General features: G+C 37.6%; 22 protein-coding genes. 17 read left to right on the plus strand and 5 right to left on the minus strand.

The genetic code is table 11. The annotated features are described in order from the left end of the window. Positions 1-4: 4 nt before the first annotated feature. The 4 genes from JEM45_RS00730 to JEM45_RS10895 all read left to right on the plus strand — a co-directional run bounded on the left by JEM45_RS00730 (position 5) and on the right by JEM45_RS10895 (position 2726). The gene (locus tag JEM45_RS00730; RefSeq protein WP_166626806.1) at positions 5-796 is read left to right on the plus strand and encodes a phosphotransferase family protein; all 792 of its coding nucleotides are present in this window, start codon (positions 5-7) and stop codon (positions 794-796) included. An 18-nt stretch (positions 797-814) separates the two neighbouring features. Beyond that, a complete protein-coding gene (trmB, locus tag JEM45_RS00735) occupies positions 815-1447 on the plus strand; it encodes a tRNA (guanosine(46)-N7)-methyltransferase TrmB (protein WP_026866689.1) in 633 nt (210 codons plus the stop codon). A gap of 84 nt (positions 1448-1531) precedes the next feature. Then, a complete protein-coding gene (locus JEM45_RS00740; RefSeq protein WP_235678877.1) occupies positions 1532-2344 on the plus strand; it encodes an aminotransferase class I/II-fold pyridoxal phosphate-dependent enzyme in 813 nt (270 codons plus the stop codon). Between the two features lie 67 nt (positions 2345-2411). Beyond that, the gene (locus JEM45_RS10895; protein WP_235678879.1) at positions 2412-2726 is read left to right on the plus strand and encodes a beta C-S lyase family protein; all 315 of its coding nucleotides are present in this window, start codon (positions 2412-2414) and stop codon (positions 2724-2726) included. 14 nt (positions 2727-2740) lie between these two features. Here the strand turns inward: JEM45_RS10895 and JEM45_RS00745 are convergent, their stop codons facing one another. After that, positions 2741-3037 carry a hypothetical protein gene (locus JEM45_RS00745; RefSeq protein ID WP_026866691.1) on the minus strand — a complete coding sequence of 99 codons (297 nt, stop codon included), beginning with the start codon at positions 3035-3037 and terminating at the stop codon, positions 2741-2743. 70 nt (positions 3038-3107) lie between these two features. On the opposite strand from JEM45_RS00745, the gene JEM45_RS00750 reads away from it, so the two are divergent. From JEM45_RS00750 to ccpA, 9 genes are all read left to right on the plus strand, one after another. After that, positions 3108-4181 carry a M42 family metallopeptidase gene (locus JEM45_RS00750; RefSeq protein ID WP_166626805.1) on the plus strand — a complete coding sequence of 358 codons (1074 nt, stop codon included), beginning with the start codon at positions 3108-3110 and terminating at the stop codon, positions 4179-4181. A 3-nt stretch (positions 4182-4184) separates the two neighbouring features. Further along, complete coding sequence (locus JEM45_RS00755; protein ID WP_026866693.1) at positions 4185-5174, plus strand: PTS sugar transporter subunit IIC; 990 nt, start codon at positions 4185-4187, stop codon at positions 5172-5174. A gap of 15 nt (positions 5175-5189) precedes the next feature. Then, positions 5190-6008, plus strand: a complete 819-nt coding sequence (locus JEM45_RS00760) for a DUF1444 family protein (RefSeq protein ID WP_035856157.1) — start codon at positions 5190-5192, stop codon at positions 6006-6008. An 11-nt stretch (positions 6009-6019) separates the two neighbouring features. Then, positions 6020-6604 carry a YtpR family tRNA-binding protein gene (gene ytpR / locus JEM45_RS00765; RefSeq protein WP_026866694.1) on the plus strand — a complete coding sequence of 195 codons (585 nt, stop codon included), beginning with the start codon at positions 6020-6022 and terminating at the stop codon, positions 6602-6604. 15 nt (positions 6605-6619) lie between these two features. After that, positions 6620-8305, plus strand: a complete 1686-nt coding sequence (locus tag JEM45_RS00770) for a DNA translocase FtsK (protein WP_026866695.1) — start codon at positions 6620-6622, stop codon at positions 8303-8305. Between the two features lie 15 nt (positions 8306-8320). Continuing rightward, positions 8321-9622: a UDP-N-acetylmuramate--L-alanine ligase gene (murC, locus tag JEM45_RS00775; RefSeq protein WP_026866696.1), complete on the plus strand. Its 1302-nt coding sequence runs from the start codon at positions 8321-8323 to the stop codon at positions 9620-9622. 90 nt (positions 9623-9712) lie between these two features. Then, on the plus strand, positions 9713-10183 hold the full coding sequence (locus tag JEM45_RS00780; RefSeq protein ID WP_026866697.1) for a DUF948 domain-containing protein: 471 nt from the start codon (positions 9713-9715) through the stop codon (positions 10181-10183). Between the two features lie 33 nt (positions 10184-10216). Then, positions 10217-10645 carry a YtxH domain-containing protein gene (locus JEM45_RS00785; protein ID WP_198687538.1) on the plus strand — a complete coding sequence of 143 codons (429 nt, stop codon included), beginning with the start codon at positions 10217-10219 and terminating at the stop codon, positions 10643-10645. A 161-nt stretch (positions 10646-10806) separates the two neighbouring features. Further along, on the plus strand, positions 10807-11796 hold the full coding sequence (ccpA, locus tag JEM45_RS00790; RefSeq protein WP_198687539.1) for a catabolite control protein A: 990 nt from the start codon (positions 10807-10809) through the stop codon (positions 11794-11796). Between the two features lie 113 nt (positions 11797-11909). On the opposite strand, the gene JEM45_RS00795 is transcribed toward ccpA, so the two are convergent. From JEM45_RS00795 to JEM45_RS00805, 3 genes are read right to left on the minus strand one after another with little or no spacing between them, the layout of a single operon-like run. Continuing rightward, complete coding sequence (locus JEM45_RS00795) at positions 11910-13055, minus strand: acetoin utilization protein AcuC (protein ID WP_035856160.1); 1146 nt, start codon at positions 13053-13055, stop codon at positions 11910-11912. After that, on the minus strand, positions 13055-13690 hold the full coding sequence (locus tag JEM45_RS00800; protein ID WP_026866701.1) for a CBS and ACT domain-containing protein: 636 nt from the start codon (positions 13688-13690) through the stop codon (positions 13055-13057). The genes JEM45_RS00795 and JEM45_RS00800 overlap by 1 nt, the downstream gene beginning before the upstream one ends. A 17-nt stretch (positions 13691-13707) precedes the next feature. Further along, positions 13708-14340, minus strand: a complete 633-nt coding sequence (locus tag JEM45_RS00805) for a hypothetical protein (RefSeq protein WP_026866702.1) — start codon at positions 14338-14340, stop codon at positions 13708-13710. Positions 14341-14584: 244 nt separating this feature from the next. Between JEM45_RS00805 and acsA the strand changes: the two genes are divergently transcribed. From acsA to JEM45_RS00825, 4 genes are all read left to right on the plus strand, one after another. Then, positions 14585-16252 (plus strand): acetate--CoA ligase, encoded by a 1668-nt coding sequence (gene acsA, locus JEM45_RS00810; RefSeq protein ID WP_370545411.1) that lies wholly within the window; start codon positions 14585-14587, stop codon positions 16250-16252. Positions 16253-16392: 140 nt separating this feature from the next. Further along, positions 16393-18060: a formate--tetrahydrofolate ligase gene (locus JEM45_RS00815; protein WP_026866704.1), complete on the plus strand. Its 1668-nt coding sequence runs from the start codon at positions 16393-16395 to the stop codon at positions 18058-18060. 91 nt (positions 18061-18151) lie between these two features. Then, positions 18152-18823 carry a helix-turn-helix domain-containing protein gene (locus JEM45_RS00820; protein ID WP_198687226.1) on the plus strand — a complete coding sequence of 224 codons (672 nt, stop codon included), beginning with the start codon at positions 18152-18154 and terminating at the stop codon, positions 18821-18823. A gap of 20 nt (positions 18824-18843) precedes the next feature. Continuing rightward, positions 18844-19710 (plus strand): IS3 family transposase, encoded by an 867-nt coding sequence (locus tag JEM45_RS00825; RefSeq protein WP_051220504.1) that lies wholly within the window; start codon positions 18844-18846, stop codon positions 19708-19710. A 161-nt stretch (positions 19711-19871) separates the two neighbouring features. On the opposite strand, the gene JEM45_RS00830 is transcribed toward JEM45_RS00825, so the two are convergent. Then, positions 19872-22394, minus strand: coding sequence for a transglycosylase domain-containing protein (locus JEM45_RS00830; protein WP_198687540.1), 2523 nt, complete (start codon positions 22392-22394; stop codon positions 19872-19874). Between the last annotated feature and the right edge of the window lie 209 nt (positions 22395-22603).

The raw sequence follows: 22603 nt of genomic DNA on the forward strand, positions 1-22603 counted from the left end.
AGAATTGGATCATTTCTATCAGCTCGGCTGGCAGTTAGATCCTTTAGGGGGCCCATCTGGGGAAGCTTACAAAGCAGAACAAGATGGTAGAAAGCTCTTCCTAAAGCGCAATGCCAGTCCTTTCCTTGCTGCCTTATCCGCCGAAGGTATCGTCCCTAAACTCGTTTGGACGAAACGAATCGAGACAGGAGAAGTCGTGACAGCGCAGCATTGGAAAAACGGCCGGGAGTTGACAAAAAGAGACATGGGTGGTGCAAGAGTCGCTGCTTTAATGAATAAAATTCATACGTCTCGTCAGTTGCTCACCATGTTAAAACGATTGGGCATGAAACCAATGCTTCCGGAAATATTACTAAACAAAATACAGTCATCATTGTCACCGAAAGTGAATGCTCACCATGTTGTTAGAGACGCGATCCAATATCTTGAGAACAGAGTGCCTACAATCGATGTTAAAGATTGTCGAGTATGTCACGGTGATGTTAATCATCACAATTGGTTATTGTCCGATACCGATGAGTTATTCTTAGTGGACTGGGAAGGTGCAATGATTGCTGACCCTGCCATTGATTTAGGGATGATTTTATACCCTTACGTTGATCATTCAGAATGGCAAACTTGGCTTGATAATTACGGCGTTGAGTTAACGAACGACTTAAGAGCACGTATGAAGTGGTACACGTTTGTTCAAGCGATTACGATGATTCAATGGTATGAAGACCGTAAACGATTTACAGAAATGAACGATTGGATTTTATTCCTATCAAAAGTGATGGAGAAAGACCGTCTTATTTAAAGTGAAAGAGTGAATACTTTGAGAATGCGCAATAAACCATGGGCGTTTGACTACTTAGAGTCAAACGCTCATCTTGTGGATATTAATAATGAATATGCTAAAAAGATTAAGGACTTCTTTCCTGTCGACCGTGAACTTCATATTGAAGTGGGGACAGGTATGGGGACTTTTATTACTACGCTCGCGAGCCGTAACCCTGATATAAACTATGTAGGTATTGAGCTCGATAAGAATGTTATGATTCGTGTCGTTGAAAAAGTAAAAGAACACGACTTAGATAATTTAAGGCTTGTCCTTTTAGATGCCAATACGATTACAGATTACTTCAACAGCGATGAAGTGGACAAAATCTACTTAAACTTCTCAGATCCTTGGCCTAAAAATCGACATGCTAAGAGAAGGTTAACGCATAGTGGGTTTTTATCGTCTTATAAAGAAATCTTAAAGGACGACTCTATAATCGAGTTTAAAACTGATAATAGAGGGCTATTTGAATATAGTTTACAGTCGATGAATGCGTTTGGCATGAGATTTCAAGCACTTAATCTGGATGTACATGATAATGAACCAGAAGATAATATCAGAACTGAGTACGAGGAGAAATTCTCGAGCCGTGGTCATAAAATATACTGGATTCAAGCATCTTTCTAAGGAAAGGTGCTTTTTTATATTCGTGTATTATCCTATAAAGAATGTTAAAATAATAGGATAAGAAGAATAGAGTGGAGGAATATGATGACACAGTTCAATTTTGATAAACACACCACGCGTGAAGGTACATATAGTGTGCAATACGACGGCACAGAAGCTTTATTTGGACAGACAGGCCTAGCACCATTTTGGATTGCCGATATGGATATCCAAACACCAGAAGTAATTCGCGACGCGATTAAAGCGCGTCTAGATAATGGGATATTTGGCTACACAATGTGGCAGAATGAGCGTTTTTATGGGCCGATTAAACATTGGTGGAAGACTCGTTTTAATGTCGAGCTTGATAATGATAATATCCACTATGCAGCTTCAGTTTTATACACTGTAGGTGAAGTAATCAGACAAGTGACGGAGGAAGGTGATGGCGTCATTCTAACGACACCTTCATACAATTCATTCCCTAATTTAATTAAAGGAAATGATAGAAAGATTGTGGAATCCCCTTTAATTTACGATGCTGAAGTTAAAGAATACTTCTTAGACGTAGAAGGCTTCACTAAACTTTGTGAAGACGATTCAGTCACGCTTTATATTCACTGTAATCCTCATAATCCAACAGGCAAAGTTTGGTCTAAAACAGAATTAGAAACCATTAAAGGTATTTGCCAGGACAATAATGTGTATTTGATTAGCGATGAAATCCATATGGACTTTGTAAGACCTAAGGAAGATTTTGTATCAATGGTTTCCTTAATCAATGAAAATGATCCTGTATTAATTACAACTGGCCTTGGTAAATCGTTTAACCTGGCAAGCTTACCTCATTCGTATTTCCTAACTAAAGATAGAAACATTACACAGGATATTAATAAAGCTATGGGGGGGACGCTATAACGTAAATACAGCTTCCAGTCTCGCCTTAGCAGCAATCGAAGCCGCTTATAATGAATGCGGTGAATGGATGGACGAATTGAACGTTTATATTGAGGGCAATTTTAAATATATTAGCGACTATATCGATGAACATCTCGCTGATGATTTATCATTTGATATTCCAAAAGCGACATACTTAGGGTGGATTAGTTTTGAAAAATCAGGATTGGATGCTGACCTTGTTCACAAAGCACTTGTTGAAATTGGGGGTATTGCTGTCTCACCAGGTAAGTTGTATTTAGATCATGAAAATAAGCACTTCAGATTTAATGCAGCATCACCTAGATACAGAATTGAAGATGGTTTAGAGAGAATTAGAAAAACTTTCGAACAGATAAAATAAAAAAATCATGGAGATTACTGAATAGTAATCTCCATGATTTCAGCTGTATAAGGGTCAGCTAGGAAGTTATACTTCACAGCATTGTCATCGTTACCGACATGTAAAACCCCACTGATTGTATTTGTGTTGAGTCCGAAACGGTTTCTTCCGTCTGCTTGATAGTCTAATGAGATAAATGAAATATCCTCAAATTGTAGATGAAGATTATCAACAATTTTCTTAGTGTCGACTCTACGATGTAGACTCAACCACACAATTAATGGCACTACAGTCACAGCTAATAATGTAAATATAATTAAATTACGCTTCATATGTACATCCTCCTTAAAGCTCAGTTTACCATAGAATATAAGGGAAATAACAAGAAAAAGGGGTAATTTTATGGAACTATCACAAAAGACTTTAGAAAGAATGAAAACTTTAACGGAACTTCACGGTGCACCAGGGTTTGAAGATCAAGTTAGAGATTATATGAGAAGAGAGTTAAAAGACAATGCAGATGAACTAATCCAAGATGGTCTTGGAGGTATCTTTGCAGTTAAAAGAAGTAAGAAAGAGAATGCACCAAAAGTCATGGTAGCTGCACACATGGACGAGGTTGGCTTCATGGTCACTGAGTTAACAGATAATGGATTCATCAAATTTACACCACTAGGTGGATGGTCAACAGATGTTTTGTTAAGTCAACGTTTTAGTGTTCGAACTTCAGACAATGAGGAAATTACTGGTGTAATTGGTAGTGTCCCAGTTCATTTTAGAAGAGGAAACAATAAGGAAACTAAAATTGAGGACATGCTGCTTGATGTCGGTGCAGATTCTAAAGAAGAACTTCTAGAGATGGGAATTAATTTAGGCGACTCAATCGTACCTAAAGTTGATTTCCAAGTACTTAAAAATGAGAAGAAAATACTCGCTAAGGCCTGGGACAATCGTTATGGCTGCTTAATTGCCATTGAAGTCTTAGAGGCACTTAAAGATGTAGAATTAGACTGTGACTTATACATTGGAGCAAATGTTCAAGAAGAAGTCGGTCTTCGTGGTGCGAAAGCAAGTGCGAATTTAGTACAGCCAGATATTGCTTATGTTGTTGATTGTTCACCAGCAAACGACATGTTAGGTAAGAAAGATGACATGGGTAAAATTGGACAAGGCACATTATTGAGACTGATGGACAGAACAATGATTTTAGCGCCTAAGATGAGACAGTTCTTAATAGACACAGCTGAAGAAAATGATATTAAGTACCAATACTATACTTCACCAGGTGGAACAGATGCAGGGAGTATCCATGTATCTAATGATGGTGTCGTGAGTGCTGTAGTCGGAATTTGTTCCCGCTATATTCATACTGCAAACTCGATAATTAATTACGAAGATTATCTTCATGCAAATAAATTGTTAACTGAACTAATTAAAAAATCAAATAGAGAAACAATTGAAGAACTAAGAGGATAAACGATGAAGAAAATATTACATCGATGGTTTATCGAAGCGATGAGCTTTATGGCGTTAGGCTTGTTTGGATCCTTAATCATCGGTTTGATTATAAATACTATCGCTAAATACATCCCTATCTTAAGTGGGTTTTCAGCCATCGGAGACGCGGCTCAGAGTGTTACAGGTGCCGCCATTGGTGCAGCAATCGCTTATGGTTTAAAATCCCCACCACTCGTTATATTTTCAACACTTGCAGTCAGTCAATATTCTTATGACCTAGGTGGTGCAGCAGCATCTTATATTGTGGCACTGATTGTGATAGAGCTCGCAAGATTATATCAGAGTAAAACAAAGCTTGATATCATCATCACCCCTTTATTAACCTTAACAATTGGGCTCTTTAGTGCCTCCTTTATTGGTGAGGCTGTAGGTGGCGTGATGACAGGTCTTGGTGACATTATCATGTTTTCAACAGACCAACAACCTTTTGTTATGGGTGTCTTGGTCAGTGTCGTGTTCGGAGTGACGCTCACTGCACCATTATCTAGTGCTGCCTTGGCTTTAATGTTAGATTTAAATGGATTAGCAGCTGCTTCAGCAGTCATTGGATGTTGTTGTCACATGGTCGGTTTAGCTGCGATGAGCTATAAAGATAATGGTATTTCTGGTGTGATCTCTATAGGGGTAGGTACATCGATGTTACAAGTACCAAATATTCTAAGAAATCCATTTATCATCATACCACCAGTATTATCGAGTGCGATCATTGCACCGATTATGACTGTGTTTTTCCCCATGGCTAACAATGCTGCTGGTGCAGGAATGGGAACGAGCGGTTTTGTTGGTCAAATAATGGCGATTGAAACGATGGGCTTATCAGTATCAACAATCGTTTTGATATCAGTATTTCATATTATTTTACCTCTGATTATTACTTTGATATTCTATAAGCTGTTTAGTCACTTCGGCTTTATAAAAGCGGGAGATCAAGTGATACGTTTAGGGAAATAAATGTAGGAGGTCACCATGAATATATATAAATTTAAAAACTTAATTATTGAAAAATTGAATGAAAAAAATCTTGAGTTTAAAGAAAAGTTTGATAGGGAAGAAGAAACACTCAGAGTTGAGAGAACAGATAATGGAAAGGGCATTACAGTAGCCTTGTCTAAAGCTTTAACAAAGGCGAAGAATGACGGTTCTCTCATTGATGAAATTGTCTATTATATTGATGAGTCACTCAGAAGAATGGGTGAAGAATCGATTGATCCAAAAGACGCGATGGTTTACCCAGTCATCCGTGCGACTAGTTTCCCAACTGAAACTAAGGATGGTAAACACTTTATTGTTGAAGCACATACGAATGAAACTAATATCTATTATGCGATTGATTTCGAAAAGAGCTATCGACTCATTGATGAAAGTCTACTAGAAGAAATGAGCATGTCAAAAGAAGACATGAAGGTGCTTGCAAATAACAACTTAAAGAATTTAAAAATCGACTTGAAGAAGGAAACGATTCAAGAAAATGACTTTTATTTCGTCAATCACAACGACGGTTATGATGCTTCTAGAATATTAAATGTTGATTTTTTAAATGATATGTTGAGTCAAACAGAAGGTGAAATGTTAGTTGGACTGCCTCACCAAGATGTGTTGATTATTGCAGATTGTAAAAATAATGTTGGTTATGACATCATGGCTCAAATGATGATGCAGTATTTTGCAGAAGGTCTAACACCAATTACGTCGCTGTCGTTCTCTTATGACGGAGATAAGCTTCAACCAGTGTTTATTCTAGGGAAACAAAGGAACTATAATAAAAAGAAAAATGATGAAGAATAGAGGGAATACTTTTGAGAATCACATACAATAAAGATCATATCGGTGATGTTTTACTTGTCACGATGAAAAAAGCAGATACAGTTTCATATGATACCAGAGGCGATATTACGTTAATCAAAGATGGCAATGAAGTTATTGGTTTAAATATCTTCAACGCTTCAAGTCATTTTGACAATTTAGATACATCTTACAAAGACTATGAAAAAATGGTGCCTTTGATCAACGAACTTTTATCAAAAAATGATATTGAGTCTCTCGAATTTGATCTAAAGCCTAAATTTATAGTAGGTAAAGTAATAGAGAAGACACCACACCCAGATGCTGATAAACTAAATGTAACAAAAGTTGATGTAGGGACTGAACTATTACAGATCGTCTGTGGGGCCCCGAATGTTGATGTAGAACAAAAAGTTGTCGTGGCATGTAATGGTGCGATTATGCCAAATGGTCTTTATATTAAGCCGTCTGTCTTACGTGGTGTAAATTCAAACGGTATGATTTGTTCTAAAAAGGAATTGAACTTAGAAGATGACGGGGTAAAAGGTATCTACGTCCTCGATGATAGTTATAATGTCGGAGAAATTTTTTCAGTCTAGTAAAGGTGTGATGAAATGACTAGAAGAAGGCGTGAGTTTAACAGAGAACGCTCAAATAAAGAAGACAAGAAAGAATCTTTTAAATTTCCTATGGATTTAGATGGTTCAAATCTAGTAAATGATGATCGTAGTGTCGAAGCGCCGTCTAATTCGACACCTGACTATGTTAAGCGACCTAAAAGAGAGTCAAGACATCTAGACACAAAACCATCTGTTAAAAGACCAACACGTTATACAATCTTAAAAGCAAGAGAAGTGCCATCTGCAATCCACGGCCTAAACAAAAAATCAAATCCTGTAGATGAGCGCGAAAGATATTTAGAGAAATTTAAGAACTATAATTCTGTCATTGTTGACAACATTGTTAAAGAAAGACAGAAAAAAGAAAAACGTAAGAATGTGCTTAAGCGTAAAGAGCAGCAACGTCGTTTAGATTTAGCGCTTGAAGAGAAGAAGCGTAAGGTACAAAAAGCGAATGGTGAAGTGAAAGGAACTGGGGCAACTGTAACGAAAAAGGACAATGAGGCTCTAAGTGTATTAGGCTCTAAACAAGATAGCTTAAAACAAAAGCAACAAGCGGTGACAGCTAAACGGGTTGGACCAAACGTGAGCCAACCTGGAGTGAGTATATTAGGTCAGGCACAAAATAGTCGCTATAAAGAAATGGATAAGTCATTAAGTGAACGCATCAATCAAGCTTTTGATACACTAGATGTTGAGGGAAGAGTGATTGATTACACTTCTAATGGTATTATAGGACGCTATGAAGTAAAACTTAATCGTTCATTCAGAGTGTCTAATATTCCGCGTTTAAATAAGGCACTAAAAGAAGCACTCGGTTTAGAACATTTACGCATAATGTCTTCCTTAATCGGTGCATCAAACATCGGCCTAGAAGTACCTTTACAAAATGTAAGCCCAATTCATTTTAGAACACTATTTGAATCCAGTAGCTTAAAACTCAGAAAGAATGATTTAAAGTTTGCTGTCGGAAAAACAGTGGATGATAAAATCTTCTCATACGAGCTATCAAAGGCAGGTCATATTTTAATATATGGTAATCAAGTGAATTACGATGTGCATCCAATAGATAATATTTTGTTGTCATTGTTAATGAATCATAACCCTCATGACTTAAATACATCTGTTGTCGCAGAATCAGATGACTATGATGATTACCTAGATGTACCTCATGCTTTTGGTTCTAAAATTAGTCCATCACATCCCGATGCATTGCTAGAAATTTTAACTGAACTAAATGAACGTAATGTTCAGTTTAGACGAGCACATGTCAGAAATATTCAAAGCTATAACAATCGTGTTAAATATGAAAGCCAAAAATCAACGATGGTAGTTATTATTGATGACTTAGAAACATTAATTAATAACGAAAACGCTGATGTCCCAAGGGCGCTTGTGCAAATTTTACGTCAAGGTAAGCCCTTAGGTATACATGTTTTGGCAAACTTTAAAAATAAAGATAATGGCATTAGATATGAACTTTTACAATTAATGCAGACAAAAATTTCCTTCTTCGACAAAGATAATGGTGCTGTAAATACCGCACATGAGTTGACAGAAGGTAACGATACGTTAGTTGTCATTCCGACTTCTAATAAGCCTAACCGTGTGTCGATTGGAACAATTGATAACAGTGTAAGGCAAAGTGTGTTTGATCACATAAAACATAATAATCGATGAAAGATTGGTGTAATCGTGAAGAAATATCATTTTATCGGAATAAAAGGTGCGGGTATGAGTGCCTTAGCTCAGGTACTACATGACATTGGGCATACCATTCAAGGCTCTGATATTACAAATGAAGTGTTTACTGAAGGACCACTCCGTAAAAAGGGTATAAAAGTACTTCCATTCTCTGAAGATAATATTGTTGAAGGGATGACATATATAGCAGGTAATGCTTTTAAAGATGATCATCCTGAAATTAAAAAAGCGAGAGACTTAGGCTATGAAGTGGTACGTTATCATGTATTCCTTGCTGAGTTTATGAGCAATTATATATCAGTTGCAGTCACTGGGGCGCATGGTAAGACTTCTACAACAGGCCTCTTGAGTCATGTGATGAATGGTTCGGTAGATACAACTTATCTAATCGGTGACGGTACTGGTTTTGGACTACCAAAAAGTGAATACTTTACATTTGAGTCATGTGAATATAAACGCCATTTTCTGAGCTATTATCCGGACTATGCCATCATTACTAATATAGACTTTGACCATCCTGATTACTTCAAAGATATTTCAGATGTCGTTGATGCTTTTAAAGAGATGGCATCACAGGTGAAAAAAGCAATTGTTGCTTACGGTGGTGACGCTCACATACAAGAGATAAAAGATTTAGGGAAAAAAGTCGTGACTTACGGTATTGATAGCGATGATGATATTGTTGCAGAGAATGTTGTCGTTAGTGAGAAAGGTACAACCTTTGATGTAAAAATTGATGGCGCCTACTTTGAAACTTTTAAAACACCAATGTTTGGTGACCATTTAATTTTAAACTCACTTGCTGTCATCGGAATTGCTTACTTAGAAAAATTAGATATTGAAGCGATTAAAGCTTCATTCTTAAGCTATGGTGGCGTCAAACGTCGATTTTCAGAAACTAAACTTCACAACATGGTGATCGTCGATGATTATGCACATCACCCAAAAGAAATTGAAGCAACTTTAGAAACCGCACGTAAAAAGTACCCAAATAGAGAGATTATTTCAGTCTTTCAACCGCACACTTTCTCACGAACAGAGAAATTCTTAAAGGAATTTGCAACAGCCTTATCTGCTTCAGATAAAGCCTATATTGTTGATATATTTGGGTCGGCTCGGGAAGCAAGCGGTAATTTAACGTCAAGAGATTTAGTTTATTTAATAGACGGTGCAGAATCTCTGTCGGAAGCAAACTTAGAAAGTTTAGATCAACACTCAGATGGAGTGATTATCTTTATGGGTGCTGGAGACATTCAAAAATATGAAAAACGCTTCACAGAATTATTATCTTAATTAATAAAATAATTGAAATTTATGTTTATTGATATGAAATTTAGGCTATGATAATTAAGAAAACAGTTAAGAAATATTGGAGGCGTTAAAATGGATTGGCAAATAGTTTTATACATTGCCGCAGGCATAGCTGCGATTGCATTTTTAGTATTATGTATCGCGATTGCAGTTGTATTATTCTCAGTTAAGAAAAACTTAGACCACGTAGCTGATACACTCGATGGTTTAGATGGTCAAATTCAAGGTATTACACGTGAATCTACTGACTTACTTCACAAATCAAACAGACTTGTTGAAGATATTCAAGGTAAATCAGAAAAACTTAATGCCGTTGTAGATGCTGTTCAAGGTGTTGGTTACTCTGTGACTAACTTGAATGATTCAGTTGATCGTGTGACAAATTCAATTACTCACAACATTTCACAAAATGAAGAGAAAATCTCACAAGTTGTTCAATGGTCAAATGTTGCAATGGAAATTGCAGACAAGTGGCAGCTAAGAAAACAACAAAGAAATAATGCTTACGGTAAGGTTAACGTACAAAATGACGAAAACTTGTAAGTGTAATGATTAATCCTATTTGGAGGTAAAATCATGGAAACGTACAATAGAGACAGACACATTCAAGGCATCGACACATATGATGCCACTGTCGAACGATCTACTGGCAGAGACTTCACTTTCGGACTTGCACTTGGTCTTTTAGCAGGTGTAGTCGGGGGATTGTTTATCGCACCGAAATCGGGAGATGCATTACGCGATGACATTAAACGACTACAGGATTCAGTTAAGAATGAGGACGGACACGATGGTCCCTCATTTACTGAAGTGTTAGATGAGAAGTTTGGAGATGTTAAAGAGAAAGTGCTTCACAAGAAAGCAGAACTAGATGAGAAATCTAGAGTGAAGAAACTTGATTCTGAGGATGTCCAAGCTCAAAAGAGAGCAATAAGAGATGAAGTCGCAGATGATAATTTAGACAAAGCGAATGTTGTTGATATGTCAAAATACGTCGATAAGTAAGCTTTTCAAATAAAAGAATATGAGTATTTTATTCAGTCACTACATGTGACTGAATTTTTTGTTATAATGTTTGTATATTTGTGCTATGAGAGTGCTAACATTTTTGATATATTAATATATATAAAACGCTTACATTTCACTATTAGACTCGGAGGGATATTATGACAGTAACGATATACGATGTGGCTAGAGAAGCAAAAGTCTCCATGGCAACAGTTTCTAGAGTCTTAAATGGTAATCCAAATGTCAAACCAGAAACAAGGAAAAAAGTAAAAGATGTTATAGACAGGTTAAACTATAGACCAAATGCTGTAGCGAGAGGTCTGGCAAGTAAAAAAACAACGACGGTCGGCGTTATTATTCCTGATATATCAGACCTTTATTATTCTGCACTGGCAAGAGGCTTAGAAGATATTGCAGAAATGTATAATTATCAAATTATTATTACAAATACAGATCAGGATCCAAGAAAAGAGGAAGATGCCTTCTTAAACTTAGTGAGTAAACAAGTTGATGGTATTGTATTTCTCGGAGGTAAGTTAAACGATAAGGTAAGAGAAGATATTTCTTCATCAAATGTGCCTGTTGTAATCTGTGGTAGTGGGGAAGTTGAAAGTGATATACCGAGTGTCAACATTAACTATTTTGAGGCTGCTAAAGAAGCCACAACAAAATTTATTAAAGATGACACGAAAAACATCGGTTTCATTACTGCTGGCTATTCACGTTTCCAAGAAAACCGTATGGTTGAAGGTATGAAAGCCGCTTATAAAGAAGCTGGATTAAATGGTGATGACTATTTAATGGTTGAAGATGCTGCTGATTATGATAGTGGTAAAGAAATTTTCGGTGATCTGATGAACAAAGAAAGAGATGCAGTAATTGTCATTAGTGATGAAGCTGCAATCGGTATTTTACACGGTGGTCATGACCACGGCGTTGCGATGCCACAAAGGTTACAGATCATCAGCTGTTCAAATACAAGGCTTGTTACAATGGTTAGACCGAAAATTTCAAGCATAGCAGTGCCACTTTATGATTTAGGTGCTGTGGGCATGCGTTTATTAACAAAATTAATGAACGAAGAGACTGTGGATACGACAATGGTTGAATTACCACACCGTATCGATTATAGAACGACAACTAGATAATATACACAATAACGCTTACTTAAGATGGACATTATAGTCTGTCTTAAGTAGGTGTTTTATTTTATGATAAAGTAAAAAAGCGTATGCTTCGATTTTGGGCATACGCTTTACACTTATTGTTCAAAATACATTAAAATTCGATTTAAAGTATTATGATTTTTCTCTGTTATTTCCTTTCGTCGAGGAATTTCCATATAATCTTCTAGTGTATCCTCCCAATTGAGCGGAAAAACGACCTTGCATTCATCTTTATATCTTTCTATAAAGCAAGTAGGCAAGGGACCTCTCGGTGCTTCTTCTTCATTCATAGCCAACCAAATTTGACTCCACATTCTTGGAACGACCTGCCATATGTTATAGCCACCACCACCGATAGCAATCCATTTACCGTTCGTATATTGATCGGCCATTTTTTTAACAAACCTAGGTATTTCTTCAAATGATTTTGACGTCAATGATAAGTGAGTCATTGGATCTCTAAAATGTGCATCGACACCATTTTGACTGAGTATGATATCAGGTTTGAATTTTTGAATCGCCCCTTCTAAAGATTTTTTGAACACTTCTAGAAAGGAATCATCTTCAGTGAATGCATCGATTGGTAAGTTGACCGCATATCCAAATCCTTCTTCAGTCCCTCTCTCTGTAACACTACCTGTCCCTGGAAAGAGGTAACGGCCTGTTTCATGTATAGATAAGGTCGCAACATCATTACGTCCGTAAAAAGTCCATTGAACACCGTCGCCGTGATGAGCATCTGTATCTACATAGAGTACAGTCTTATTATAATTTTGGACGATGTATTCACAGGCAACTGCAGCATCGTTATAGATACAAAAGCCACTCGCCTTACCACTAAATCCGTGATGAAGTCCTCCAGATAAATTAACGGCTTGATTCGTTTTCCCGGTCATAACAAGGTCCACTGCCGTTAAGGTAGCTCCGACAAGTAGGGCAGACTTTTCATGCATATCTTTGAAACTCGGGGTATCCTCTGTTTCTAAACCATATTTAATCAACTCTTCAGTAGATAACAAATTATGACCTGCATCTTGAACAGCTTGAATATATGCCTTTGAGTGAACCAGGGAAAGTTCCTTAATGGTGGCAGTTCTTGGTTTAACAATATGTTCTGTAGTTAAATAACCACTGTCTTTTAACAAGTCAGTGGTCAACTTTAGCCGCATCTGATTAAAAGGATGACTGTCACTAAAGCGATATTTTAATAATTCATCATCATAAATATATAGTGGTTTCATCAGTGCATCCCACCCGGACTAATCACATTAAAGCCTGAGGCTTCTAATTTTTCTATTGCGATGAGTGGATTCATTGCCTCAATTCTTAAGACAATGATTTTGTTGCCTTTGACTTCAGTATTTGGGTAAATTGAAATACTGGCGATTTTAATGTTTAAATCTTTAAATATTTTACCTAAATCATATATAATTCCCATCCGGTCCTTGATATCAATTTCGATAATTGAACCTGGTTCTCTAATACCTGTTAATTCTAAAAATGTATTTAACATATCCTTTTGAGTGACAATGCCCACTAACGCCTTACCGCTCATCACAGGGATTGCACCAATACTATAATGGTAAAAGTCCTTGGCGATTTCTTCGACGAAATCTAATGGATGACAAGTCGTTACTTGTTGTCTCATAATTTTTTTAAGTTCCAGGTCCAAAGAAATTTCAGTATCACCACCTGCAATGGAGGGAAGGGCAAGGTTGAGGTCTTTATCGGAAATAATACCTACAAGCTCGCCGGCATCGTTAACAATCGGTACGTGTCGAATTGATAAGCTGCTCATCATGTTCATTGCATCGTGGATTGTATCATTCTCATGTAGAGTTTTAACTGGGCGGGTCATAATCTTTTCTACTAACATTCAATACGCACCTTTCGTCAGATTAAAAATCTGTTTTTAAAACGAATTTCATCAAATTGTTGCATTTGCTCATCATTTATATTGCGGCCGATTCTCGCCATTAAAGTATTGGCTGGATGGCCAGTGATTTCTGGGTCATTCGTTTGAAACACTTCATAGCCTGCACGTTTCATCAATTTAATCATTAAATTTTTATATTCATAGACATCGAGACCACTGTTTTTCAAGTCCCAGTGCCAGTAATATTCTGTCGTAATTATGATGTAATTTTCGACAAAATGATCCTTGATTGATAACTCTAACATGTGGCTAGCTAGGTTATAACCTCTAAATGGTAAAGTGACTTCTACTGCACCGAGTTCCATTATGAAGGGGAGGTTTCCATCTGACCATCTCTCAAGTGGGTCGGGATGTAAAAAAGTGACGTAACCAATAATATGGTTATCAATTCTGCATATAATAATGCGACCTTCATTTAAATCTGCAATTTCTAAAAGTGCTTGGAATTGATCTTTTGGCTGCCGAAAGGCATCTAAACCATCATCAAAAGTAAATTGATTAAGCTCATTTGAAGTGAGTGGACCTTCTATAATAACAGTGTAATCGTCAGCGCTAGTTTCAGTTTTATAGTACGTTTTTTGATGCTTCAACGAAACACCCCTTAGTGAAATTTATATACGTTACTACTCATTTATATTATATATTAGAGTGAATATATACTAAAGTGAAAACGGTTTATTTTTTTGTGGGAAAATTCAAGGAATTTAGTCTTTTTCATAGAATTTTAAATCAACTTTCAATATAATGGCTATATAAACGGAATAAATATTACAAACAAGGGGCGTCGTTAAGATGAAAGTAGAAACATATAAAGCAACAGATCAACAAGCAAACATGCCGAATTACGAAGCGGCGAAAGAAAACTTATCTTGGGAAGAAGTTAGCAAACAATTTTCATGGTATGAAACCGGTAAAGTAAACATGGCATATGAACTGATTGATCGTCATGTCGATGACGGATATGGGGATAAGATTGCGCTTCATTACAAATTAGATGATGAGGTTCAATCATTTACCTTTAAAGAAATTCAAGAAAAATCAAACCAAGCTGCTAATGTATTAAAAGATATAGGGGTAAAAAAAGGAGATCGTGTCTTTATCTTCATGGCACGCTCACCTGAATTATATTTCTCACTTTTAGGTGCTTTAAAGATCGGTGCAATTGTAGGTCCATTATTTGAAGCTTTCATGGAAAAAGCAGTCAAGGATAGACTAGAAAACAGTGATGCGTCAACAGTGATTACGAGTACTGAACTCGTCGGGAGAATTCCAGTTGATGAATTACCTGAATTAAAAAACGTTGTTGTTGTAGGTGATGATGTCGATGATCAATTTATTGACTATCGAAGCCTAGTAAAAGACGCATCAGTTGATTTTGAAATAGAATGGTTAGACCGAGAAGATGGCTTGATTCTGCATTACACTAGTGGTTCGACTGGTCAACCAAAAGGTGTATTGCACGTTCAAGAAGCTATGATTCAGCAATATATTTCAGGTAAATATGTTTTAGATTTAAAAGAAGATGATGTGTATTGGTGTACAGCTGACCCAGGCTGGGTAACAGGTACATCTTACGGCATTTTTGCACCTTGGTTGAACCGTTCAACAAATGTCATCGTAGGTGGAAGATTTTCACCTGAATCATGGTATGATGCTTTAGAAAAGCTAAAAGTAACGGTTTGGTATAGTGCACCTACGGCCTTTAGAATGCTGATGGGTGCAAGTGATGATATTGTTGAAAAATATGACTTATCATCACTAAGACATATCTTATCAGTTGGTGAACCTCTAAATCCAGAAGTTGTAAAATGGGGAATGGACGTGTACGGTCTAAGAATCCATGATACATGGTGGATGACAGAAACGGGTGCACATATGATTGTCAACTTCCCATCTATTGACATTAAGGCAGGTTCAATGGGTAAACCACTACCAGGTATAGAAGCAACAATAGTTGATGACCAAGGACAAGAGTTACCGCCTAACCGTATGGGGAACCTTGCACTTAAAGCAGGTTGGCCAGCGATGATGAGAGAGATTTGGAAAAATAAACCTAAATATGATTCTTATTTCATCGGTGACTGGTATATTTCCGGCGACTCAGCTTATATGGATGAAGAAGGTTATTTCTGGTTCCAAGGGCGAGTGGACGATGTCATCATGACAGCTGGTGAAAGAGTTGGACCATTTGAAATCGAATCGAAACTTGTTGAACATGAGGCAGTTCAAGAAGCGGGTGTGATTGGTAAGCCTGATCCAATTCGAGGTGAAATTGTTAAGGCATTCATTGCTTTAAGAGATGGTTATGAACCTACCGATGAATTGAAAGAAGAAATTAGAGTGTTCGTGAAAAATGGTTTAGCTGCACACGCTGCACCAAGAGAAATTGAATTTAAAGATAGTCTTCCTAAAACACGCAGTGGTAAGATTATGAGACGTGTACTAAAAGCTTGGGAATTAGACTTGCCGGCGGGCGATTTATCATCCATGGACGATAACTAAATCATAAATTTATTGAAAAAATTCACAAATAACGGAAAGTCGACCGCTTTTTATGGTCGATTTTCTTTTTTTATGTAATAATGATAGTGGAGTTGTGAAATCGATTTACAACGTACAACATTTATTTAGGAGCTGAGAAGATGGCACATTTGACTGACCAGGAAATTGCTTCCAAAGCAACATTACAACCGATCCAGGATATTGCTAAAAAAGCAGGTATTCCTGAAGATGCGTTAGAAATGTATGGTAAATATAAGGCTAAGGTTGACATCAACAATTTAGAAGGTAACAAAGAAGATTCTAAGATTGTATTAGTATCTGCGATGAACCCTACACCAGCTGGTGAAGGTAAATCAACGGTAACTGTTGGCCTAAGTGATGCATTCAACAAAATTGGTAAGAATGTAATGGTTGCTTTACGCGAACCTTCATTAGGACCTGTAATGGGTGTTAAAGGTGGCGCAACTGGTGGTGGACAAGCACAAGTTCTACCTATGGAAGAAATTAACCTTCACTTTAACGGTGACTTACACGCGATTACTACAGCGAATAACGCGTTAAGTGCTTTTATTGACAACCACATTCACCACGGTAACAAGTTAAACATTGATCCACGCCGTGTGAGCTGGAAACGTGTTATCGACATGAATGACCGTGCTCTACGTGAAGTTGTTGTTGGTCTAGGTGGACCGACTAAAGGTGTTCCTCGTCAAGATGGTTTTGATATTACAGTAGCTAGTGAAATTATGGCTATTCTTTGTTTATCAAATGACATCATGGATCTTAAAGAAAAATTATCTAAAATTGTATTTGGTTACACATATGACAAAAAACCTGTAACAGTTGGGGAGCTTGAAGTAGAAGGTGCATTAGCATTACTTCTTAAAGAAGCAATCAAACCTAACTTAGTACAGACTATGGAAGGTACACCTGCTCTAATTCACGGTGGGCCATTCGCTAACATTGCACATGGTTGTAACTCAATCATTGCAACAAACACTGCTAGACAACTTGCAGACATCGTTGTTACTGAATGTGGATTTGGTTCTGACTTAGGCGGAGAGAAATTCATGGATATTAAAGCACGTATGGGTGGATTCAAACCTGATGCGATCGTTTTAGTTGCTACAATCCGTGCGCTTAAGATGAACGGCGGGGTTGCAAAAGCTGACTTAGGTGAAGCAAACGTTGATGCACTTAAAGAAGGTGTTGCTAACCTAGGTAAGCACATCGAGAACGCTCGTAAATTTGGTGTAGAACCAGTTATTGCTTTAAATGACTTCGTAACAGATACTGACGAAGAAAGAAACTTCGTTCTTGACTGGTGTAAAGAGCAAGGCGTACGCGTTGCACTTACACAAGTTTGGGAAAAAGGTGGAGAAGGCGGCGTTGCACTTGCAGAGCAAGTACTTGAAGCTGTTGAAGCAGGAAATGACTTCCACCACTTATATGAAGATGAATTACCAATCGCTGACAAGATTGAAAAAATTGTTACTGAAGTATACGGCGGTGACGGCGTAGTACTTACAGACAAAGCTAAAAAACAAATTGCTGATATCGAAGCGAACGGCTGGGGCAACTTCCCGGTATGTATGGCTAAGACTCAGTACTCATTATCAGATGATCCTAAGAAACTTGGACGTCCATCAGGCTTCACTGTAACTGTTCGTGAAGTTATCGCTAAAGCAGGTGCAGGATTCGTTGTTGCACTGACTGGTGATATCATGACAATGCCTGGACTTCCTAAAGTTCCTTCTGCAAATAACATGGATGTTAATGCAGACGGATCTTCAACAGGATTATTCTAAAGATAAGTTAAAACACTCGATGCTAAGCTGACCTGCTACCTCCTAAGTTTACAGATGAATTAAAAAATCTGTAGACTTAGGAGGTTTTATTATGGCTCGACATCGTAGTTTTGAAGAAAAAATTAGTATTATTGAATACTACTTGAAGCATGGTAGCCAGCAAGACACACAAAAGAAATTTAATGTAAGCATCCAAAGTTTAAAAGATTGGATGAGATTATATCAAGAGAAGGGCCCTGAAGCTTTGAGACATGAGCCCAAGCATCAGACATACACAAAAGCATTTAAGTCAATGGTGGTAGAGGAGTATCTTAATCAATCCATTAGTTATAGAAGCTTAGCTATAAAATACAATATTCGTACCCATTCTACTGTAAAGAAATGGGTTAAGGCGTATACTGAAGGTAAACGAGTTAAATCTACCTTCGGAGGTAAGCCATTGATGGTTAAGTCAAGACAGACCACATACCAAGAACGATTAGACATTGCACAGTATTATGAGGCAAATGAAGTGAGTATTCGTGAACTATCTGAGCTTTTTGATGTCACCTATCAGCAAGCTTATCAATATGTGAAAAAATATGAAGCAGCTGGAAAGTATGGTTTAGAAGACCGACGCGGCAAGCGAAAGCCTGAAGATGCATTGAGTGAAGTCGATCAATTGAAACGCGCGCTAGAACAAGAGCGTCGTCAACGTCGGAAAGTGGAAGTAGAGAATGCGTTTCTAAAAAAGTTGGAAGAACTCGAGCGGAGACAAAAATAAGCCGAGTTCGTGGCCATAGGGTGCATGAAGCCATTACTGAATTACACAGGGTCGGCTATACAATCTCGGAACTATGTGCGGTCGCAAATATCAGTCGTCAAGCATATTATAAATATTTGAACCGTCAGCCCCCACAATATGAGATTGAGAATGCAGTCATCGCATCCACCATTGCTGAGTTATACCTAAAATATAAAGGTGTCCCTGGATATCGAATGATGCGTCATCTAGTGAATCGCCAACTTAATACCGCATACGGTGCGAGACGTATCTTACGCATCATGCGACTCATGGGTATACAATCCGTCACACGTAAAAAGAAACAAGTCCGCACACAGAAATCTGGTGATTTGACTGCAACAAATACATTGGGTCGACAGTTCGTTTCTGAATTTAAGAATGAGAAATGGCTAACGGATGTTACAGAATATAAGCTTAAGAATGGCTCGCGTGTCTACATGTGTGCGATATTGGACTTATTTGATAATAGTATTGTCGCCCATCGTTTTAGTTTGAGGAATAATAATCAACTTGTGTTGGATACGTTTAAAGCTGCTTTAAAGTGCAATCCACTGGCTTCACCCATGGTGCACAGTGACCGAGGATACCAGTTTACCTCTTATGGTTTTAGACAACTGTTAAATGTGAATCAGATGACTCAGAGCATGTCTAGAGTGGGGAAATGTATTGATAATGGGCCGATGGAGTCATTTTTTGGTAAGTTAAAATCAGAGCGTTATCACTTAGTTAGAAAGTCAGGTGGCTATGCCACCTACCAACACCTGGTGGAAGATCTCAATCATTATATCCATTTTTATAACCATGAACGACCACAAGATGTGCTGTTTGGTTTGACACCAATCGAACTTCGTCGTGTGGCTGCATAAAAAAACTGAGATATGAACATGTTCATATCCCAGAGAAAAATTTATTTTATTCAACTGTAAACTTAAGTGACATCAGGTCAAGCATCGAGTGTTTTTTTAATGAAATTAATAGATTATCAAATAAAAAGGGTGGGAATATATTCCCACCCTTTTGCAAGTATTTAGTTCTCGTCCTCGTCCTCATCTTCGTCATCACTTGAGCTACTACTTGAAGAACCTCTTGGAACTCTATAAGTGTCATCGTAAGTTCTCGTTACAGTTCCTCTTAGATCTCCGTTAGATAGACTAGGGTCAATACCTGCACCCATTCTTGCTTGAATTGCGGGATCATTTAGAGAACTCTTATCACTGAATTGTGTATCTTCAGCAATTAAACCTTCAATTGGACGATCCATACTTCTTGAACAATCATCTTCTAATTCCATCGTTAATGCACAGAAATCTTCTGTTCTAACTGATGATGGTTGTTGGAATTCTTCGTATGCACCCATCGTTTCTGGAGCTACTGCAGTTAAAGCTTGTGCCATGTTTCTCCAGTTGTAGATATGCGGATGTGTTTCCGCATCAGTATCATAAACTTGAGGAATATTTCTGTCATAACCCATCCATATTCCTAAGGTAACTTTAGGGTTAAAACCAATCATCCAAGAATCAACAAACTGTTCTGATGTACCCGTTTTTGCTGACCAATCGTAAACGTCACTGACTGCTTCATAGTAATCTTTAATATGGTAAACCGAACCAGAAACAAAGGATTCTTTCAACATATCTGCCATTAAGAATGAAGTAGATTCCTTAAATACTCGAGTTGGATCGCCTTGGTGTTCATAGACAACTTCACCTGTTGGAGAAGTAATCTTTTCAATCATATAACTTTCATTCATTTCACCTTGATTACCGAAAGTAGAAAAGGCATCGACATTGCTTTCAACTGACGTATCGAGTGGACCAAGTGGTAATGAAGTAATACCAACGAGTTGTTCAGGTACACTCATATTCATTGCATCTAAGTACTGATATGGATCATGATTTCTAACTTCTGACCATAATCTCAAGGTACTTAAGTTGTAAGAGTTACTGAGTGCGTGTTTAGCAGAAACTAAGCCATATTCGTCACCAGAGTAGTTTGCTGGTTGATAGCCATTGTTGTTGAACTCTTCATCGAGTAATACAGTGTCAGGTACGATGAGTCCTTCTTCAATAGCTGGTGCATAAGTACTGAGTGGTTTCATAGTCGAACCTGCCTGACGTGTTGTTTGAGTTGCGTGGTTAACTTCTGAGTTTTCATAGTTACGGCCGCCGACAAAACCTAATATCTTACCAGACTGATTATCTTTTAAGACCATACCAACTTCATGATCAAGAATTTCCTCTTCCTCACCTTGAACGGCATTCAAGGCATCTAAACTTGAGCGTTGTCCATAATAGTTGAAGTTATTATTCTTGGTGTCTTGCATTGTGTCGTAAATTTCCTTATCGATTGTTGTTTCGATTTGGTAACCTTCATTACGCAATGCATCATTTGCTTTTTGAGTATATTCTTGGTCTAAGAGTGGAGTAGAGTCAACATCCTCACGACTTACGCCTTCTTCTTCTGCCAAGATGTATTTGATGACTTCGACACCACGGCGTTCAACTTCATCGGTTAAGAACGGGTAGTTTTGGTTTGGAACAACCACACTAGAAGCCATATTTTCATAGATGTTGTAGCCGAGAGCTTGATCATGTTCTTCTTGGGTAATGACACCTTCTGTCAACATTCTTGAAAGTACGAACTCCTGACGATTCTTTCCTGCTTCTAACAGTTCGGGTTCTTTCATTGACCCATCTTGATTAAACGGTGTGTATGCATATGGGTTTTGTGGTAAACCTGCTAAAAAGGCACTCTCTGCAATATTTAACTCAGCTGCAGGTTTTCCAAAGACACCTTGAGCTGCAGATTTGATACCTGCAATGTTTTGACCATTCGCATTTCTACCAAATGATACTGCGTTTAAGTATGCTTGTAATATTTCCTCTTTCGTTAATATATTCTCGACTCTAAATGCGAGTAGTAACTCAGTCGCCTTCCTATCGAAAGTAGGGTCGTTAGTTAGCATTTGGTTTTTGACCAACTGCTGGGTAATGGTGCTACCTCCTGAACTTGCTTCACTACCAGATAATTCCTGAAGGGAAGCTCTCATAAATGCCTTAGGTACAACACCGTTGTGCTCATAAAAATGTTCATCTTCTGTAGCGATAAGGGCATTCATTACGTTTTCAGAGATTTCGTCATATGAGACGGTTTCGCGTATAAGATCTGAACGAAGTGTTCCGAGTTCTTCACCGGTACCAAAAGTCACAGACGTACTTTCAGTCATTTCCGTCAAGGCAGTTTGGATTTCATCTTCAGCGAGCACTTCCTCATCAGAAACAAGTGCTGCAAAATAGCCAAGACCGATGCTGAAAAGAAATAGTCCAAGTAGAGTAACTGCTAATAGTAAGAATAAAACAACATTCCAAATCGTATCATACGCTGTGAAGAATGTTACTCTAAGTGGAGACCCAGCTTTTTTAAAGCGGGCGACTGTATTTTGATATTTGTCCTTCGCAGTCTCGCCGTGAATCTTGTCAGTTTTCTTATCAGAGTCACTGCGCGAAAACATCTTCTTTATATTATCAATAAAGTCATTTTTCTTTTTCATGCCAACCTCCTATTAAAAAGATTATATCACATGTTTTCAGTGCTCCCTAGCGATAAAAGACCGAAAATACTATGATAATCAACCATTCCATATTAGCTTAAAATCTATAATTTTCAAGCTATAAGACCTCGCCAACTTGACTTTAATCTCCAGATTATAATATACTGATGTAAATTTAATGAATAAATTCAAGCGGTGAGACAAGTAAT

It is taken from the genome of Jeotgalicoccus sp. ATCC 8456 (genome assembly GCF_016313225.1).
Classification (GTDB): domain Bacteria; phylum Bacillota; class Bacilli; order Staphylococcales; family Salinicoccaceae; genus Jeotgalicoccus; species Jeotgalicoccus marinus.

What these genes read in the sequence shown, in the direction of transcription:
- JEM45_RS00800 (WP_026866701.1), bottom strand. Translation starts at nt 13,690, where the DNA reads ATGTTAGTAGAAAAGATTATGACCCGCCCAGTTAAAACTCTACATGAG.
- JEM45_RS00795 (WP_035856160.1), bottom strand. Translation starts at nt 13,055, where the DNA reads ATGAAACCACTATATATTTATGATGATGAATTATTAAAATATCGCTTT.
- JEM45_RS00815 (WP_026866704.1), top strand. Translation starts at nt 16,393, where the DNA reads ATGGCACATTTGACTGACCAGGAAATTGCTTCCAAAGCAACATTACAA.
- JEM45_RS00770 (WP_026866695.1), top strand. Translation starts at nt 6,620, where the DNA reads ATGACTAGAAGAAGGCGTGAGTTTAACAGAGAACGCTCAAATAAAGAA.
- JEM45_RS00760 (WP_035856157.1), top strand. Translation starts at nt 5,190, where the DNA reads ATGAATATATATAAATTTAAAAACTTAATTATTGAAAAATTGAATGAA.
- JEM45_RS00750 (WP_166626805.1), top strand. Translation starts at nt 3,108, where the DNA reads ATGGAACTATCACAAAAGACTTTAGAAAGAATGAAAACTTTAACGGAA.
- ccpA (WP_198687539.1), top strand. Translation starts at nt 10,807, where the DNA reads ATGACAGTAACGATATACGATGTGGCTAGAGAAGCAAAAGTCTCCATG.
- JEM45_RS00780 (WP_026866697.1), top strand. Translation starts at nt 9,713, where the DNA reads ATGGATTGGCAAATAGTTTTATACATTGCCGCAGGCATAGCTGCGATT.
- JEM45_RS10895 (WP_235678879.1), top strand. Translation starts at nt 2,412, where the DNA reads ATGGACGAATTGAACGTTTATATTGAGGGCAATTTTAAATATATTAGC.
- JEM45_RS00745 (WP_026866691.1), bottom strand. Translation starts at nt 3,037, where the DNA reads ATGAAGCGTAATTTAATTATATTTACATTATTAGCTGTGACTGTAGTG.
- JEM45_RS00785 (WP_198687538.1), top strand. Translation starts at nt 10,217, where the DNA reads ATGGAAACGTACAATAGAGACAGACACATTCAAGGCATCGACACATAT.
- JEM45_RS00830 (WP_198687540.1), bottom strand. Translation starts at nt 22,394, where the DNA reads ATGAAAAAGAAAAATGACTTTATTGATAATATAAAGAAGATGTTTTCG.
- acsA (WP_370545411.1), top strand. Translation starts at nt 14,585, where the DNA reads ATGCCGAATTACGAAGCGGCGAAAGAAAACTTATCTTGGGAAGAAGTT.
- JEM45_RS00755 (WP_026866693.1), top strand. Translation starts at nt 4,185, where the DNA reads ATGAAGAAAATATTACATCGATGGTTTATCGAAGCGATGAGCTTTATG.
- JEM45_RS00820 (WP_198687226.1), top strand. Translation starts at nt 18,152, where the DNA reads ATGGCTCGACATCGTAGTTTTGAAGAAAAAATTAGTATTATTGAATAC.
- JEM45_RS00740 (WP_235678877.1), top strand. Translation starts at nt 1,532, where the DNA reads ATGACACAGTTCAATTTTGATAAACACACCACGCGTGAAGGTACATAT.